The sequence below is a fragment of the Crossiella sp. CA198 genome (genome assembly GCF_052078295.1).
Taxonomy (GTDB): Bacteria; Actinomycetota; Actinomycetes; order Mycobacteriales; family Pseudonocardiaceae; genus Crossiella.
Window position 1 is genome coordinate 245,790 of the sequence record NZ_JBQJIM010000003.1, and the last position, 17,755, is coordinate 263,544.

12 protein-coding genes and 1 pseudogene are annotated in these 17,755 nt (G+C 71.6%); 6 read left to right on the forward strand and 7 right to left on the reverse strand.

Features of this window, described 5'->3' with window-relative positions; translation table 11 throughout:
* Positions 1-3,291, forward strand: a complete 3,291-nt coding sequence (locus ACTOWY_RS06225; RefSeq protein ID WP_441308639.1) for an NACHT domain-containing protein — start codon at positions 1-3, stop codon at positions 3,289-3,291.
* Positions 3,292-3,723: 432 nt separating this feature from the next.
* Here ACTOWY_RS06225 and ACTOWY_RS06230 read toward each other — a convergent pair whose 3' ends face one another.
* From ACTOWY_RS06230 to ACTOWY_RS06240, 3 genes are all read right to left on the reverse strand, one after another.
* Positions 3,724-4,131, reverse strand: a complete 408-nt coding sequence (locus ACTOWY_RS06230; protein WP_185008604.1) for a DUF3040 domain-containing protein — start codon at positions 4,129-4,131, stop codon at positions 3,724-3,726.
* 341 nt (positions 4,132-4,472) lie between these two features.
* Positions 4,473-5,090 carry a TetR/AcrR family transcriptional regulator gene (locus tag ACTOWY_RS06235; RefSeq protein ID WP_441308640.1) on the reverse strand — a complete coding sequence of 206 codons (618 nt, stop codon included), beginning with the start codon at positions 5,088-5,090 and terminating at the stop codon, positions 4,473-4,475.
* A gap of 4 nt (positions 5,091-5,094) precedes the next feature.
* Positions 5,095-6,138, reverse strand: a complete 1,044-nt coding sequence (locus ACTOWY_RS06240; protein ID WP_441308641.1) for an agmatine deiminase family protein — start codon at positions 6,136-6,138, stop codon at positions 5,095-5,097.
* Between the two features lie 100 nt (positions 6,139-6,238).
* Here ACTOWY_RS06240 and ACTOWY_RS06245 point away from each other — a divergent pair, with 100 nt between their 5' ends.
* Positions 6,239-7,129 (forward strand): universal stress protein, encoded by an 891-nt coding sequence (locus ACTOWY_RS06245; protein WP_441308642.1) that lies wholly within the window; start codon positions 6,239-6,241, stop codon positions 7,127-7,129.
* A gap of 11 nt (positions 7,130-7,140) precedes the next feature.
* Here the strand turns inward: ACTOWY_RS06245 and ACTOWY_RS06250 are convergent, their stop codons facing one another.
* The 3 genes and pseudogenes from ACTOWY_RS06250 to ACTOWY_RS06260 form a co-directional block, all read right to left on the reverse strand.
* Positions 7,141-8,424 carry a DNA polymerase IV gene (locus ACTOWY_RS06250; RefSeq protein WP_441308643.1) on the reverse strand — a complete coding sequence of 428 codons (1,284 nt, stop codon included), beginning with the start codon at positions 8,422-8,424 and terminating at the stop codon, positions 7,141-7,143.
* Between the two features lie 183 nt (positions 8,425-8,607).
* Entirely contained in the window at positions 8,608-9,933 is a 1,326-nt protein-coding gene (locus ACTOWY_RS06255; protein ID WP_441308644.1) for an MFS transporter, read from the reverse strand.
* 535 nt (positions 9,934-10,468) lie between these two features.
* A pseudogene (locus tag ACTOWY_RS06260) lies at positions 10,469-11,902 on the reverse strand (FAD-dependent oxidoreductase); the annotation flags it as partial.
* A 417-nt stretch (positions 11,903-12,319) separates the two neighbouring features.
* Between ACTOWY_RS06260 and ACTOWY_RS06265 the strand changes: the two are divergent.
* The 4 genes from ACTOWY_RS06265 to ACTOWY_RS06280 are packed head-to-tail and all read left to right on the forward strand — an operon-like array spanning position 12,320 to position 16,473.
* Entirely contained in the window at positions 12,320-15,010 is a 2,691-nt protein-coding gene (locus tag ACTOWY_RS06265) for a sensor histidine kinase (RefSeq protein WP_441308645.1), read from the forward strand.
* Positions 15,007-15,432, forward strand: a complete 426-nt coding sequence (locus ACTOWY_RS06270) for a roadblock/LC7 domain-containing protein (protein WP_441308646.1) — start codon at positions 15,007-15,009, stop codon at positions 15,430-15,432. Before ACTOWY_RS06265 ends, ACTOWY_RS06270 begins: the two co-directional genes overlap by 4 nt.
* Positions 15,429-15,878: a DUF742 domain-containing protein gene (locus ACTOWY_RS06275; protein WP_247760384.1), complete on the forward strand. Its 450-nt coding sequence runs from the start codon at positions 15,429-15,431 to the stop codon at positions 15,876-15,878. Before ACTOWY_RS06270 ends, ACTOWY_RS06275 begins: the two co-directional genes overlap by 4 nt.
* Positions 15,862-16,473, forward strand: coding sequence for a GTP-binding protein (locus ACTOWY_RS06280; RefSeq protein ID WP_221490209.1), 612 nt, complete (start codon positions 15,862-15,864; stop codon positions 16,471-16,473). Before ACTOWY_RS06275 ends, ACTOWY_RS06280 begins: the two co-directional genes overlap by 17 nt.
* Before the next feature lie 120 nt (positions 16,474-16,593).
* On the opposite strand, the gene ACTOWY_RS06285 is transcribed toward ACTOWY_RS06280, so the two are convergent.
* Positions 16,594-17,730: a methyltransferase domain-containing protein gene (locus ACTOWY_RS06285; RefSeq protein ID WP_441308647.1), complete on the reverse strand. Its 1,137-nt coding sequence runs from the start codon at positions 17,728-17,730 to the stop codon at positions 16,594-16,596.
* Between the last annotated feature and the right edge of the window lie 25 nt (positions 17,731-17,755).

The window sequence follows — 17,755 nt, forward strand, 5'->3', positions numbered from 1 at the left end:
GTGCCGCGCATCCTGAGCTACGCCGACGCCGTCCGCCTGTTGGGCGGCAAGGAAAACAAGGCCGTCACCTGGCTGGACCGGATCACCGGCGCGGCCATGCTCGGCACCGCGCCCGCGGTGGAGGAGGTGCTCGGCTGGTTCGACGCCAAGGCGGATCTGGTGAAACACGGCCATGATCTGGTCAACGGCCTCTCCGACCGGGTCCGCGGGTTACGCCGCTTCGACCGCACCCAGCGCCTGGAGGCCGCGCACGCGGTCATCGTCACCCTGGCCTTCTTCGAGGCGTTCGAGGCGCTGCCGTTCCGACCGGATCCCGCCGAGGTCCAGGCCGATCGTGCCAGGACAGCCCAACTGGTCGGCAAGCTGCTGAACAGCGGCGTCCCACTGCCCGCACCGCAGCGCCCCTACCGCGACAATCTCAACGCACTCAGGGGTCACTACGACCGGCACGGCACCGAGCTGATCGCCTTCGTCATGGGGCTCGCGGTGTGGGATCGGTGGAACGAGACCGAGCGCGACCGGTTCCTCTCTCAGGTGGATGACCTCCTGGTGCCCGCGGCGCTCGCGCGGTACCAGGAACTGTTCCGGCAGCTGGCCGTGGAATGCCCGGAACTCGGATTCTGGGCCAACCTCACCGAACACCAGGGCACCCAGGAACTCCTCCGCGCCGGACTCTCCCGGCTGGAAACCCACCTGGCCGCGCTGGCCACCGGCCGCGAGCCGGACGCCCGGCGGGCCGAACTGGCCCGCGGCTACCTGGCCAGGCTGGAGCGGACACTCGTCGAGCCCGCCGAGTTGCCGGCCGACTTCCGGATCCCCACCCTCGGCGAGGCCTACATCGACCCGCTGGGCCGGGTAAGGGAAATCCACCAGGGCGACACACCGAGTCAGGAGCCGTGGTGGGAGGAAGTGCAGCCGCGGCAGGACATCCAGGACTTCCTGACCGGATACCTCACCTCGACGCAGGCGGTGGCGCGGCCGTTGCTGGTGCTCGGGCAGCCCGGCTCCGGCAAGTCGGTGCTGACCCAGGTGCTCGCGGCCAGGCTGCCCGCGACGGACTTCCTGCCGGTGCGGGTGCCGCTGCGCGAGGTGGCCACCGAGGTCGACGTGCAGACCCAGATCGAGCAGGCGATCCGGCTCGGCACCGGGTACCGGCTGGACTGGCCGGAGCTGGCGAACTCCGCCGGTGACGCGCTGCCGGTGGTGCTGCTGGACGGGTTCGACGAACTGCTGCAGACCACCGGCGTCAGCCAGAGCGACTACCTGGAGCGGGTCCGCGCGTTCCAGCAACGCGAATCCGACCAGGGCCGGCCGGTCGCGGTGGTGGTCACCACCCGCACCTCGGTCGCCGACCGGGCCCGCATCCCCGACGGCTGTGTGGCCCTGCGCCTGGAGCCCTTCGACGAACCCCGGGTGACCCGCTGGCTGGCGCACTGGCAGGCCAGCAACCCCGGCTCCCGGTTCCGGCTGACCGCGGCGACCGCGTTGCGCTACCCGGCCCTGGCCACCCAGCCGTTGCTGCTGCTGATGCTGGCCATCTACGACGCCGACGGCGGCGACCTCAGCGACACCCAGCTCCGGGAAAGCGAGCTGTACGAACGCCTGCTGCGCCGCTTCGCCCGGCGCGAGGTCGGCAAGACCCGCGACGGCCTGGCCGATCCGGACCTGGCGGCCGCGGTCGAGGAGGAACTCCGGCGGCTGTCGGTGGTCGCCTACGGCATGTTCAACCGCGGCCAGCAGTGGATCACCGAGCCGGACCTGGACGCGGACCTGGCCGCCCTGCTCGGCACCCGCGGCGACCCGCGCACCGGCGTGCGCACCCCGCTCGGTCCGGCCGAGACCACGCTGGGCCGGTTCTTCTTCATCCACCGCGCCGAGGCCCAGCGGGACGACCGCCGCCTGCGCACCTACGAGTTCCTGCACGCCACCTTCGGCGAATACCTGGTCGCCCGCCTCACCTGGCAGGCCCTGCACGGCCTGCACGCGATGGCCGCCGCCGCGGCCGCCAACCCCCTCGCCGTCATCCCACTCAACGACGGCTTCCTGCATGCCCTGCTCGCGCACAACCCGCTGAGCAGCCGCCGCCCCATCCTCACCTTCCTCACCGAACTCGCCGCGGCCGCCACCCCGGACACCCGCACCGGCCTGACCGCTCTGCTGATCCGCCTGTACCGCGCGGCCCCCGAAGCCCACCCCACCCGCAGTCACGCCGACTACCGGCCCCGCCGCACCACGGTCCCCGCCCAGCACGCCGCCTACCGCGCCAACCTGCTGCTGCTCACTGTTATCACCGCCCGAGAGCTGCGCGCCAGCGAGCTGTACGGCACCGACGAGGATCAGCCCGGCGTGATCCTGCAGTGGCGCGCCGACGCCCTGCTGTGGCGCTCCCAACTCGGCACCGACGACTGGACCGGCCTGGTCGAAACCCTGGCCCTGACCCGAACTTGGCGCGGCACCCGCCGAGACCTCGACCTCCGCCTGGATGACGGCTCCTTCACCCCGCCACCCCTGGACCTCAACTGGTCAACCCGCCGCCCGGCGACCGAGCTGTCGCCCACCCTCAGCGGCCTCCAGTACGCCAACCAGACCCCGCGCGCCCAACGCCGTCTGCTGCACTTCCTCTGCGGCAACGAGGACATCCACCTGCACGTGCTGGAACCTCTCTTCGACCACCTGGCCCGCGACTACGCCCTGCACCCCGTCGCGGACGGCGAGATCCTGCCCACCCTCCCCCGCGCCCTGCTGGACCTGCTGACCCTGCCCTACCGCGAGCCAACCACCGACCACGCAGCCCAGTACGAACGCTTCATCCAGATCACTGAAACCCGCCCACAAGACCCCGCCGCCCCGGACCGCCTAGCCCTCCTCGACCTGGCCCTCACCCTGATGACCTCCGACGACCAGTCCCCCACCACCCTGGCCACCGCTCTACTGGCCGACCTGATCCAACACCTGTTCCGCCTCCCCACCCGAGCCCCCGCACTGGAAACCCGAACCATCCGCCACGCCCTGACCCTGCTGACCCGCCCCGAACCCCCCACCCCTGCCCTGACCGAACCCCTCACCAGGCTGATCACCGACGCCCTGCAGAACGACCCCACCCCCCTCGCCGCGGAAGCCCTGATCACCCTCCTCGAACGAGCCCCCACCACCGACCCCTACCTACTGGCCGACCTGGACCCCGAAACCTGGCTGACCCTGACCGCCACCCGCCCCGACCTGGCCCGCCGAGCCCACAACACCTGGCAACACCTCAACCCCACCGACCCCTGGCCCCACCCAGCCCCCTGACCTGCCAATCCTCTGACCTGCCAGCCCGCTGACCTGTCCAGCCTCCTGACCTGCCGGTGAGCGCCACGCGCTCGCGCAGGTCGCCCCAGCGCTCCCGGCTCGCCCCGGCAGGCGGGTTGGCCGCGGCCTCAACCACGCCGCAGCTGAGCGCCGCGCCCATCACATCGCCCACCTCGCCCACCCGTCGCTCAGCTCGCCCCGTCCATCCGCAACGCCGCGACGACCTACCTGCCCGGCCCCGCGGCGCACGCACGCTGGAGCTTCTGCCCTGGCGAAGGGCACCCGTGACTACCGACGCACGACGGTGCTCGTGCCCGACCCAGCCCAGTGCCCACCCGCCCATGGGCATGACTCAGCGGGGTGTCGGCTCCCTGGCTGCTGGGAGGCGACACCCCGCTGGGTAGTCGGACTATCTTGTGGCTGCGGCTGCGATCAGTGTTGATCACCGTCGTCGAAACGGCGGCGGAAACGTTCTTCCATCCGCTGGGAGAACGAGCTCCGTCTAGGAGTGGCGGAGCGCTGTTGTGGCGATCCACCTTCCTCGGCGGCCGGGTCTGTCTTGTTCGTGGCGGACAGGCCCCACACGGCGCCGACGAACATCAGCAGGAAGCCGACGACGCTCAGCACCGGAATTTCGGCCGGTCGCAACACGGGCAAGATCACACCAACAACGAGCAGCAACAGGCCCACCACGAACACCGCAAGCCCCTGTAGGCGTCGCCGTCGAGATGGCCTTCGCAACCGAGCGCCGCGCACGGTGGAGGCGAACTTGGGGTCCTCGGCGTAGAGCGCGCGCTCGATTTGGTCGAGCAGTCGCTGCTCGTGCTCGGAGAGTGGCATGGCTCCTCCTCCGGCACAGCTTGTAGCGGGCGCCGGGCTTCAGCGGTTCCGCCGGACCCGGCGGGCGCCCCGCGTGGGGCGTCACTTTGAGAATACGATCCGTGCGACGCCTAGACTACCCGGTCGCCGGAGTCGAGACCGTGGTGTCTCAGACGTCATCCGCTCGGGGTAGTAGCCAAGGGTGACTGAACACCGTTCAGAATGATGTTCCAGTCCGTTAACCCCACTCCGACGGACCATCTGCTTGATCGCTCCGCCCAGGCCGGACCACGCATCGCCACCACCCTCCCAGTCGCCCCTGGGAACCCCAGGTCACGGCTGCCAGGCAGGTGATCCACACGTCACACGGTCGGAGCAGTCGGCTCCGGCTGGACCGCGTGCAGATGTCGCGGCCGACACTCGGCGGACACCGCGGCCAGTACCGCCGAATGCGCCTCCTCGGTGCTGATCAACTTGGCCAGCCAGCGTGAGCTGAGTCCTTCCACGAGCGCGGTGAATCGGACCGCCATCGCCGCCGGATCGACCTTGGCCCGGATGCTGCCGTCCTCCGTGCCCCGCTCGATCAGCTCGGTGACGGCGTTGTTCCACCGGAGGTTGGCGTTGCCCACGATGGTTCGCAGTCCCTTGTCGAACACCGCGGCGGCGCGCAGCTCACCCCATACCGCGGAGTTCTCCCGCACCCGGCGCTTGTCCTGGAACTCACGCTGCAGGTTGTCCAGCAGCCGGTCGAACCCGGTGCCGCGGCTTGAGTGGGTGTAGTCCTCGGCACGCTCGTCGACGAACCGCATGGTCGCCGCCAGCAGGCCACTCCGGCTCTTGAAGTAGTAGTAGATCAACGCGGTGGACGCGCCGGCCTGCTGCGCCACCTCCTCGACCCGGAGGCCGCGGACGCCGGTGCGGGAGATCATCCGGCAGGTCGCCTCCAGCAGGGCCTGCCGTCGGTCTGGGGCTTCGCTCACAAGGTCACATTGTCATGGCTGGCTCCTGTTGGGTCGCGCAGTGGATGCCACCGCCGTAGTAGGCGATGGGGTCGATGTCGAGTTGGACCACTGTGCGGCCCGGGTGCAACTCGGCCAGCAGGCCGCGGGCGTGGTCGTCGGCCCGCCGGTCGCCGAACCGCGGCGCGAACACCGCGCCGTTGGCCACGTAGTAGTTGAGATAGGTGGCCAGGAAGTCCCCTGAGCCGCGGATCCGGGAGCGCTCCGGCTCCGGCAGCTCGATCACCTCGATCGCCCGGCCCTGGGCGTCCGTGGCGGCCTGGAGGGACTTCAGGGCCTCGTCACAGACCGCCGTCCACTCATCCGGCGATGATCCGGCGGCAGGCCGGTTGAGCAGGACGACACCGGGCGGGGTGAACCGCGCCAGGCCGTCCACATGGCAGTCGGTGATGTCGCCGCCCCGGAGCCCGGCCAGCCAGATGACCTTGCGGACACCCAGGAGCGCACCGAGCACGGCCTCGATGTCCTCCTTGCCTCGACCGGGGTTGCGGTTGTCGTTGATCAGCGAGCTTTCGGTGGCCAGCAGGGTGCCTTCGCCGTCGACCTCCAGCGAGCCGCCCTCGGCCACGACCGGCGCGGCGCGCCGGGGCAGGCCCAGGTGGCCGAGCAGCCGCCGGGGCACCTGGTGGTCGTCCTCGTGCGGCCGCTGCTTGTCGCCCCAGCCGTTGAAGCCGAAGTCGACCCCGGCCACCTCGCCGGGACGGCGGACGAAGGTCGGCCCGTGGTCGCGCGTCCACAGGTCGTCCACCGGGATCGGCAGCACCTCGACCGCGCCGCCGACCGCCTGCCTGGCCGCGGTCTGCTGCTCGAGCCGGGCCAGCAGGGCCACCGGTTCGTATTCGGCGATGGCTCGGGCGAGCCGGGCCACGGTCGCGCGGACGGCGGGCAGGTCCGTCCGGTACAGCGAGGTGTGCGCGGGCCAGGACAGGTGCGTGCGAGCGTGCGGAACCCACTCGGCCGGCATCCGCCAAGGTGGGCCTGGTGCGGTGTTCTGGCTGTTCGGCGGCATGGGTCCACCATGGCACTGACTGAAATTTTAGTCAAATCCGCTGGCAGTGGCTGTTGTCGGCGGTTCTGTTTGTCCGGGTTCGGAGGGGGTAGCCGGAGCTATGACTGCGGAACTTGGCGCACGGGTGGTCGCGGGAGTCGACGGCTCGCCCTCGGCGGTGGCTGCGGCCGAGTGGGCGGCGACCGAGGCCCGGCTGCGGGCACTGCCGCTACGGCTGGTGTGGGCGCACGAGGTGACCGCCCCTGGCTACGGGGTGGCTGCCTTGCCGGAGGGCGCGGTCGAGCAGGACTCGGTGCGGGACTGGGCCAGACAGTCCCTGGCGGAGCTGGTCCAGCGCTGCCGCACCGCCCACCCTGACCTGGATGTGCACGGCGACTTCGTGCCCGGCGACCCGTTGGATGTGCTGGTCGAGCACAGCCGCGAGGCCGCGCTGCTGGTGCTCGGCGCGGCCGGGCGCTCGGCCAGCACCGGCATCCGGCTCGGCTCGATCGCCTCCAGTGTGGTCCGCGGGGTGAGCTGCCCGGTGATCGTGCTGCGTGCCCCGGCCGACCCCGAGCGCGGCCCGGTGATCGTCGGCGTGGACGGTTCGGCGACCAGCGCGGCGGCCCTGGAGTTCGCCTTCGACTTCGCCGCCCGGCACCGCCGCCGGATCGTGGCCGTGCACGCCTGGAGTGATCTGCCGCTGGATGCTTTCGGCCCAGTCCGGGTGTGGGACTTCGACCCCCAGGTCATGCAGCGGGAAGGCCAGGAACTGCTCGCGGGCTGGCTGCAGCCGCTCCAGCGGGAACGCCCGGACATCGAGGTCGAGGCGGTCGTGACCACCGAGAAGCCGGCCGACGCCCTGCTGGAACGCGGCCAGGACGCGGCGCTTATCGTGGTGGGCAGCCACGGCCGAGGCGCGTTCCGGCGTCTGCTGCTCGGCTCGGTCAGCCACGCGGTCGTGCACTACGCGCACGTGCCGGTGGCGGTGGTCCGCGCCGCCGGTTCCTAGTCCGGCGCGACTCAGTCGCGGGCCATCCGGGGCCTGGTCACATCGGCCCGCTGTGGCGCGGCGCCGAGTAGCGAGGCCGGTTTGACGGCCGCGCCGCCGAACTTGGCCCGCGCGGCGTCGGCGGCCTGGTCCGCCTCCCGCCAGCCGCGTTCCGGTTCGTCGAAGGTCAGCTGATCGCCCGCGCCGCCGTGGTCGTCGAGCTGTTCCACCCGCACCCCGATCAGCCGCACCGGGCCGGGCGGGGTCTGCTCGTCCAGCAACTGGCAGGCCAGCCGGTAGATCTCCTGGGTGACGTCGGTGGGCAGCGGCAGCGTGCGGGAGCGGGTGATCGTGCTGAAGTCGGCGAATCGCACCTTGATCGACACGGTTCGCCCGCGCAGTCCGCGGCCACGCAGCGAGCCCGCGGTGCGCTCGGACAACCGCAGCAGCTCGCGGCGCAGCACGGCGCGGTCGTGATGGTCAGTCTCGAAGGTCTCCTCGGCGCCGATCGACTTCTCCGGCGTCTCGGGCACCACGGTCCGCGGATCGTGCCCGTTGGCCAGGCTGTGCAGGTGCTCCGCCTGGGCGTTGCCGACGATGCGCCGCAGCCTGGGCAGCGGCAGTTCGGCCAGCTCGGCCACGGTGTGCAAACCGCGGTCGACCAGGCGTTCCTCGGTGCGTTTGCCCACGCCCCACAGCGCGCCCACCGGCAGCGGGCGCAGGAACGGCAGCACCTCGGTCTTGGGCACGACCAGCATGCCGTCGGGTTTGCACAGGCCGGAGGCGAGCTTGGCCACGAACTTGGTCGAGCCGACACCGACCGAGCAGGTCATGCCGTGTTCGGCCTCGACCCTGGCCCTGATCTCCTGGCCGATCCGCCCCGGCGTCATCCGCAGCCTGCGCAACGCGCCGCGGACGTCGAGGAAGGCCTCGTCCAGGCTCAGCGGCTCCACCAGCGGGGTGAAGTCACGGAAGATCGCCATCACCCCGGCCGAGACCGCCGTGTACAGCGAGAAATCGGGCGGGATAAACACGGCCTTCGGACACAGCGCCCTGGCTCGGTTGGTCGGCATCGCCGAGCGGATGCCGAAGGTGCGGGCCAGGTAGTTGGCCGAGGACACCACACCGCGGTTGCCGGTGCCGCCGACCACGACCGGCAGGTCCTTCAGCTCGGGTCGTTCCCTGATCTCCGCCGAGGCGTAGAAGGCGTCCATGTCCACGTGCAGGATCGGACAGCCGGTGTCGTCCGGCCAGACGCCGTCACGCGCCCGGTACCGGTCGACCAGCCCACGCGGCAGGTCACCGCTGCGGCCCACCCGGCACCTCCGTACCAGCTCCGATCCAAGGCCTCGAACGAGCGTTCGAGCCATCCTCGCGGAGTCTAGACAGAAGGTCTGACAGCATGCCGGTCCCGAAGGGGGGACTCTCCGTCCCTGGGACCGGCAGTCCCTGGGACGGGGAGTCCCAGGGACGCACAGGTCCTGGCTACGAGCTGGCGCTCAGATCCCGGCGTGGGCCAGGCTGGGCACCCGGACGAACACCCGGCGGCGCAGGTAGTACCACCAGGTCACCGCCAGACAGACGCCGTAGAACGCCAGGAACACCAGGAACGCAGGCACCAGGGAGCCGTAGGCGGTCACCGACATCGCGAAGGCGCGCGTGATGAGGAAGCCGCCCAGGGCGCCGACGGCGCCGGCGATGCCGATCACCGCGGCCGCCTGTCGCCGCGCGGTGGCCGGATCGTCGAACTGGGCACTGAAGATCGCCGGGATCATGCGGTAGGTCGAGCCGTTGCCGACCCCGGTGGTGATGAACAGCCAGAGGAAGGAGCCGAGGAACAACCAGAAATCGTGTTGAGCGAGGCCGAGCACCACCCCGAGCACTCCGGCGCCCATGGCGAGGAAGGTCCACAACGTGACCCGCCCGCCACCAATCCGGTCGGCGAGCCAGCCGCCGATCGGCCGGGACAGCGAGCCGACCAGGGCGCCGAGGAAGGCGAAGTAGCCCGCCTTGGCCTCGGGGAAGGTCGAGTTGATCAGCAGCGGCAACGCGGCCGAGTAGCCGATGAAGGAACCGAAGGTGCCGATGTAGAGGAAGGACATCACCCAGGTGTGCCGATTACGCGTGGAGGCGGCGTAGGACCGGAAGTCCGAACGCGCCTCGGTGAGCGAGTCCATGAAGAACAGCGCGCACACGCCCGCGATGATCACGAACGGCAGCCACATCAGCCCGGCGTAAGCCAGGTGCACCCCGGAGCCCGCCGAGATCACCAACGGCACCGCGAGCTGCACCACGGCCACGCCGATGTTGCCGCCCGCGGCGTTGAGGCCGAGCGCGAATCCCTTGCGCGAGTCCGGGAAGAAGAAGGAGATGTTGGCCATCGACGAAGCGAAGTTGCCGCCGCCGAGACCGGCGGTGCAGGCCGCGAGCACGAACATCCAGTAGGGCGTCGACGGATCGGAGACACACCACGCGAGCATCCCGGTGGGCACCAGCAACAGGGCCGCGCTGATGACCGTCCACATGCGACCGCCGAAGGTGGCGACCGCGAACGTGTAGGGCAGGCGCAGCACGGAGCCGATCAAGTTCGGTAGTGCGACCAGCCAGAAAAGCTGGTCGACGGAGAAGGCGAACCCCGCTGCCGGCAGGAACACGGTCACCGTGCTCCACAACAGCCACACCGAGAAACCCAGGTGCTCGGCCAGGATCGAGAACACCAGGTTCCGGTTGGCCACCCGGCGACCGGTGCTCGCCCAGAACTCCGGGTTCTCCGGCTCCCAGTGCTCGATCCACCGGCCGCGGCGAACTGTGGTCTGCGCGCTCATGTTCGAAGGAACCGCCTTGTCTCTCATGGGGTCAGGACCGTTGGGCGGCAACGGCTCCGGGCTCGGGGACAGCCGTGGGTGCGGCAGATGTTCCCGATGTGGTGGTCTCGGCGGACGCGGTGACGCCGGCCAGCGCCGCGGTGCCGTTGGGTGCGGCCGCGGTGATGGCCGGGGCAGCGCCGAGAGGCGCGGTGCCCTGGGCTGGCCCGACCGTGGGCTGCGGCCTGACCGGCTGCTCCGGCACGGCGGTCGGCGGGACGGGTGTGGTCGGCGGTGACGCGGCGGGCCCGGACGTGGCGGGCGGTGGCGTGACAGCTGCGGGCGCGGCGGACGGTGGCGTGGCGGCCATGAGCACGGCGGCTGCGGGCGCGGCGGTCCCTGCGTGCGTGGCGGGCGGCGGCGGAGCGGCGGGCGCGGGCGCGGCAGGCGTGGGTGCGGCGGGCTTCATGGTCGGGGTCTGGGCCGTGGTCGGGGCCTGGGCCGTGGTCGCGGGCTGGGTCGCTGTTGGCGGCTGGGCCGCGGTGGCCGCTGATTCGGCCAGCCTGGCGGCCAGGGCCTTGACTGTTTCCCGGCAGCTGCCGCAGCCGGTGGTGGCGCGGGTGACGCGGGCCAGGTCGGCGGGTTGGTGGGCGCCGTTGTGCCAGGCCTGGGTCAGGGTGGCCTTGGTGACGGTGTTGCAGCGGCAGATGATCGCGGCGTCCGGCAGGTCGGCCGGGTTGCCCGCGGGCTCGGCGCCGGTGGGCAGGGCGCGGCCCAGCAGCAGGGCCAGGCGGTCGGTGGGGGCTGGGGCGCCGCGGTCGTAGAGCTGGGTGATGCGGGCGGCGGCGTCCGGGGCGCCGAGCATGATGGCGCCGGCGATCTGGTCGCCGCGGAGGACGAGCTTGGCGTAGCGGCCTCGGGTGGAGTCCTCCAGGCGGAGGATCTCGACTCCTGGGTCGGTGCGGTCGAGGTGGGCCTCGCCCAGGGTGGCCAGGTCGACGTCGCGGATCTTCAGGCGGGTCACCGCGGGGGTGCCGTGGTAGCGGGCCGCAGGGTCGGCGCCGGTGAGCAGGTCGGCCAGCACCTCGGCCTGTTCCCAGGCCGACTGCACGAAACCGCCCGTGGCGCCCGGGTGGCTGGCGCAGTCGCCCAGGGCGTGGATGCGCGGGTCGCTGGTACGCAGGGCGTCGTCGACCCGGACGCCGCGGTCGACGGTCAGGCCCGCGGCCTCGGCCAGGGTGGTGTCCGGGGTGGCGCCCGCGGCGACCACGACCAGGTCGGCGGGGACCTGGCTGCCGTCGGAGAGGGCCAGGCCGTCGCCGGGGCGATAGCCGGTGGCGGTGACGCCCAGGCGGAACTCGATGCCGAGTTCGGCCAGCACCTCGGCCAGGATGGCGCCGGCGGTCGCGTCCAGCTGGCGTTCCATCAGATGGCCGACCGGGTGCACCACCGTGACCAGGCTTCCCCGGCCGGCCAGGCCGCGGGCGGCCTCCAGGCCGAGCAGGCCGCCGCCGAGGATGGCCACGGGGGCGCCGGGGCGGGCCACTTCAAGGATTTGAGCGCAGTCGGCGAGGGTGCGGAACACGCGCACGCCGGGGGCCGGCGCGCCGTTCGCGGCGCACAGACCCGGGGTCGGCGGCAGCCAGGGGCGGGCGCCGGTGGCCAGGATGAGGGCGTCGTAGTGCAGCCGGTCGCCGTCGGAGAGGGTCAGCATCCGGCTGTCGCGGTCCACGGCGGTGACGCTGACCGCGCGCCGCAGATCGATGCCCGACTGGTCCGCCCAGTCGGGTTCGTGCAGATGAACCGCCACGGGCGACAGTTGTCCGGCGAGCACGCCGGACAGCAGCACCCGGTTGTAGGCGGGTTCGGGTTCGGCGCCGATCACCGTCAGCGCGATCCGGGCCGGGTCGGGTTCGCGGCGGCGGATGAGTTCGGCGAGCCGGGCCCCGGCCATGCCGTAGCCGACGACGACCACCTGCCGCGGACTCATCGCTGTCCCCTCCAGGCCACGAGCGCGGGGCGCGGGGAATTCCGACGATCCCCCAGGCGCAATCGAACCGGTGAGTTTCATAGCAGAAAGGCGTGCCGACCCACAAAGATGCCCATCAAGTGGGCAAATCGAACTCCGTTACCCTAAAGAAATCACTGTATAACCAGGTTGGGCATCACGTAACACCCGTAGGATGGGTTTTCAGCTAGCCATATCGGCAGGTCAAACCGCATAGAAGCGACTTATGCCGCACTACTGACCGGCTAGTCAGTAGTTTTCCGTCACGCTTGGTGAAAACATCAGAAGTTCACCCGGTTGTCGTATTGTCGCGGTTCACTGGAACTGAGAACGTGCAGGCGGCCCGCACATGAATGGTCGAGCGAAACGGCCTGTCGAATTCCATGGACCGGAGGTTTGGTGGGCGCTCGTCATCGCTCGATCACCGCACCGCAGGACGAGCAGACGCGGACAGATCAGTCCCGGTTCGCGACGTTGGCCACCTCCCTGGTCCGGCCGCGCTCGATCCGGGCCAAGCTGGCCCGCATCCTCACCGTGTCCCTGGTGATCGTGCTGGCCCTGCTGGTGATCATCGTGCTGGACGTGGTGCAGCGGCAGCGGCAGGCGACCCAGACCGCCGAGTCCGTCTCGCTCGCGCTCGGCGTGCAGGACCTCATCCACGAACTCCAGCGCGAACGCGGCATGACCAACGGTCTGCTGGGCGGCGACACCCGCTACCGGCCCCAGGTCGACACCCAGCGCGGGCGCACCGATGAGGTGCTCAACCGGCTGAACCGGCTCAACTCCGACGCCGCGCTCAGCGGCGCGGGCGAACTGCGCGCCGCGCTGAGCAGGCTGGCCGGGGTGGCGCAGGTGCGCGGCACCGTGGACGGCGGCCGGGCCGAGCGGGACACCACCTTCAACTACTACACCGACAACATCACCACCCTCACCCACACCGAGCTGGGCCTGAGCGAGTCGGCCGACCCGGTGATCCGGCGCGGGGTGCTGGCGCTGACCGCGCTGGGCGAGGCCAAGGAGGCGACCGCGCAGGAACGCGGGTTCCTCAACGGTGTCTTCGCCGCGAACAAGTTCCGCCAGCAGCAGGAGTACGTGCACTTCAGCGAGATCCGGGCGAGCAAGCAGAACGCGTTGTCCGCCTTCGGCCGCGCCGCGACCCAGGACCAGCGCAGCAAGCTGGACGAGGCGATGCGCTCGGGTCCGGCCACCGAGGCCGCGGGCTACGAGGGCATCGCGATCAGCGGGTCCGCGGGGGCGTTGTCCAGCAAGGTGGACGCGCAGGCCTGGTGGAACACGATGACCAGGCTGGTCGACGACATGCGGGCCGTGCAGCAGGCCGTGGGTGATGACATCCGCGGCGTGGCGGCCGGTCTGCAGAACAACGCGACCTGGCAGTTGCTGGGGTACCTGGCGCTGGCCGCGCTGGCCATCGCGGTCGAGGTGGCACTGGTCATCGGCGCCACCCGGTCGATCATCGGCCCGCTGGCCGGACTGGTGACCGAGGCCGACGACATGGCCCGGCACCGGCTGCCCGAGGCGGTGGACCGGGTGCAGGCGGCCATCGGCGAGGGCGGTGGCGAGCACGCCGAACCCCCGCCGCCGGTGCGCATCCCGGACCGGTCCAGCACCGAGATCCGCTCGGTGGCCGCGGCCCTGGACCGGGTGCAGAACACCGCGTTCTCCCTGGCCTCCGAACAGGCCGTGCTGCGCCGCAACACCAGCGAGTCGCTGGCCAACCTGGGCCGCCGCAACCAGAACCTGGTGCGCCGCCAGCTCGGCTTCATCAGCGAGTTCGAGCAGGAGGAGCTGAACCCGACCACGCTGGCCAACCTGTTCGAGCTGGACCACCTGGCCACCCGGATGCGCCGCAACGCGGAGAGCCTGCTGGTGCTGGTCGGCGAGTCCAACCCGCGGCGCTGGGCCGCGCCGCTGCCGATCACCGATGTCATCCGCGCCGCGCTGTCGGAGGTGGAGGACTACCGCCGGGTGGTGCTGCGGCGGATGGACGAGGTGCACCTCACCGGCTCGGTGGTGACCGAGGTGGCGCACCTGCTGGCCGAGCTGATCGAGAACGGGCTGTCCTTCTCACCGCCGGACCTGGAGGTCGAGATCTACGGGCGGCGGGTCGGCTCGCAGTACCTGCTGGCAATCATCGACCACGGGGTCGGCATGCCGGCCGACGCGCTGGCCAGGGCGAACGCCCGGTTGCGCGGCGAGGAGAACTTCCTGGTGGCGCCGACCCGGTTCCTCGGGCACTACGTGGTGGGCCGGCTGGCGCAGCGGTTGTCCGCGACGGTGGAGCTGGCGGAGTCGCCGGCGACCGGCATCACGGCCCGGATCACCTTGCCGGGCACGCTGATCGCGGATCCCTCGGCGAAGCAGCCGCTGTCCGCCGAACCGCAGGCGCAGGCGCAGGCGCAGGCGCAGGCGCAGGCGCAGGCGAGCCAGGCTGCCGTCGCCGCGGGGAGCCGGGCAAACGTGCCCGCGCAGCAGTCGCGGCAGTCCGCGGCACCGGTGTCGGGCCCGCCCCCGGCCGCCGCCGCGCGGCAGGCCGGTGCGACACCCGCGCCGCACCGCGCCGCACCGGCGCCTGCCGGAGCGCCTCTCGCCGCCGGCTTGGCCGAATCCCCCGCGACCTTCGGGCGCACCGCCGCGACACCGGCTGCGCACCCGCCCGTCGCGAACGCGACCCCGCCCCTCACGACACCGCCGCCCGCGGCATCCGGGTCCGAGGCCCCCGCCCCCGCCGCGACCGCCCCCGCCGAGGCCCCGGCGAACCCCGCCGCGCCCACCGGCGCCCCCGTGCGCCCCGAAGCCACCCCGGGCGCGCGCACCAAGAACGGCCTGCTCAAACGCGTCCCCAAGAACCGCGCACCCACTCGCCCCGAACCGGCGAGCCGCCCCCGCCCCGCTGAGGACCGGCCGCCGGTGGACACTCGTGACCCTGACGACGTGCGCTCGATGCTGTCCTCCTTCCGCAACGGGCACCGGCGCGGACAGCGCGGTCTGTTCGAGGCGGAGCGCTCCGCCGAGCCGGGGGCGCGCACGTCCCCTTCCCACCCCCGACCCTCCGAGGAGGACCCCCGGTGACCGTTGAACTGCACCCGAACGGGAATACGTTCAACTGGCTGCTCGTCAACTTCGTCCGCGACACCGACGGGGTGCGCGACGCGGTGTGCGTGTCCTCCGACGGTCTGCTGATCGCGATGTCCAACGGCCTGGACCGCAACTCCGCGGACCGGCTGGCCGCGCTGGTGTCCGGGCTGACCAGCCTGGCCCGCAGCGCGTCGCGGAGCTACGACTTCGACGGGCTCAAGCTCATCATGATCGAGATGGAGCGGGGCTTCCTGCTGGTCTCGGCCATCGCCGACGGCAGCTGCGTCGGGGTGCTGGCCGAGGTGAACTGCGATGTCGGCCTGATCGGCTACGAGATCGCGGTGCTGGCCGAGCGGGCGGGCGGCATGCTCACCCCGATGCTGATCTCGGAGTTGCGGAGGTTCCTGCCGGAATGAGCGACGCGCCCCGCCTGCCCGATCCACGGATGATCCCGGCCGCCCAGCCGCGGTCCTGGTTCGATCCGATCCACGGTGACCAGCCGCAGAACCAGCCCCCGCCGGTGCGGGCGGACTCGGCCGTGGAGGACACCTTCGTCCGGCCGTTCATCGTCACCGGCGGTCGCACCCGGCCGCTGCACGACGGGCTGCGGGTGGACACCATGGTGGGCGCGGCGCCCGCGGCGCTGTCCGCGCCACTGGCCTTCGAGCGGCGGCGGATCATCGAGCTGTGCCAGACTCCGCGCTCGGTCGCCGAGATCGCCGCACTGCTCACCGTGCCGGTCGGGGTGGCCCAGGTGCTCATCGCCGACCTCGTCACCGGCGGCCTGCTGTCCTTGAAGGAACGCGCCGACCTGCCGGTCCACGTCATCGAAAGGATCCGTGACCTTGTCAGGGCACTCTGACCACGACGGGTTGTCCTCCACCGCCATCCCGTCCGCGGTGAAGATCATCGTCAGTGGCGGCTTCGGTGTCGGCAAGACGACGTTTATCGGCGCGATCTCCGAGATCGAACCCCTGGTGACCGAGGCGGCCATGACCGAGGTGTCGGTCGGCGTCGACGACTCCACCGGCAGGCCGGACAAGACCACCACCACCGTCGCCTTCGACTTCGGCCGCATCTCGCTGGACCGCAGCCTGGTGCTCTACCTGTTCGGCACCCCTGGCCAGGAGCGCTTCTCCTTCCTGTGGGACGACCTGGTGGAAGGCGCGCTGGGCGGAGTGATCCTGGCCGACACCGAACGCATCGAGGACTGCTACCCGGCGGTGGACTACTTCGAGGAGAAGGACGTCCCGTTCCTGCTCGCGGTCAACGAGTTCGAGGGCGCGCAGCGCTTCGCCATGGACGAGGTGCGGGAGGCCCTCGGCATCGACGAGACCGTGCCGATCGTCAGCTGCGACGCGCGGCAGCGGTCCTCGGTCAAGGGCGTGCTGGTCTCGCTGATCGAGCAGGTGCTGTTGCGACGGATGCAGACCGATCAGGCCCAGTACGCGCGCTGAGGCGGCCGGTTCAGGGTTTCCAGACCGTGCCGGTGCAGCGGGTCACCGCCGCCCGGCTCGGCGCGGACGGCATCGCCCTCGCACGAGGCGATGATCGTGCCGTGCCCGCCCGGGCAGCCGCTACAGCGGGTTGGACTCGCGGTCCAGCCATACGCACTGTCCCTCGGGCGTCACGGTGACGCCGAAGCGGTGCAGTCCGGGGCGGCCCTGACCTACCCACCAGCCGTGCGCCGCCTCGACCTCCGCCCACAGCGCCCGGGGCCCGGACTCGCGGACCTCGACCACGCCGTCCCGCACGTCCGCCACCGCGGCCGAGGTGCTGCCCGCGTCGTAGAGCAGCACCTCGTAGTCTCGTTCGCCGGTGTAGCTGACCTCGCAGCACACCTCCGGCATGCGCAGGCCGATGCCGAACACGCCCTCGCCGAAGGCCACCTCGCCCGGCGGCACCGCACTGTGCCGGGGGTCGCCGGCGTCGGCCAGTTCGGCGAAGTCCGCGGCGTGGCCGGTGAACACCCGCTGGCCGCGCAACTGCATGAAGGCCACCCCGCCGACCACCGGGCCGGACGCGGTGCCGTCCGGCCGCACGGTCAGTTCCAGCAGCACCCCGTTGTCATAGGCGTTGCCCCAGGGCGTGAGGATCAGTCCGCCGGGCCGGGTCTGCTCGACCCAGGCGTAGGGCAGGCCGTCGCCGACCGCGGCCACGGTGGCCACCACCCGGTCGAACGGCGCGCGGTCCGGGCAGCCCAGGGTGCCGTCGCCGCGGACCAGGTGCACCGGGTGGCCGGTGCGGGCCAGGTTGGCGGCGGCGATCTCGGCCAGCGCGGGGTCCAGTTCCACCGTGGTCACCCGCTCCGCGCCGGTCAGCTCGGCCAGCAACGCCGCGTTGTAGCCGGTGCCCGCGCCGATCTCCAGCACTGCCGTGCCCGGCCGCAGCCGCAGTCGCTCCAGCATGTCCACCACCAGCCGCGGCTGGGAGGCGCTGCTGGTGGCCACCCGGCCGACCTCCGGCCAGTGGGTCGCGCCGTCGTCGAACTGGGTCACCACCACGGTGTCGCCGTAGACGCAGCGCCGCCACAGCTCCGGATCGGTCAGCAGGTCCACCGGCTGCGGCAGCCTGCCGCGCGGCGAGCACCACATCCGGCGCGGCACGAACCAGCCCCGGTCCACCCGCTCGAAGGCCGCCAGCACCTCGCGACCGGCCCGGCTGACCGCGCGGATCTCGGCGGTGTGCTCGACGTGGCTGGTCGGTCCGGGCACGGTGGACTCCCTGGCGTCGGCGGAC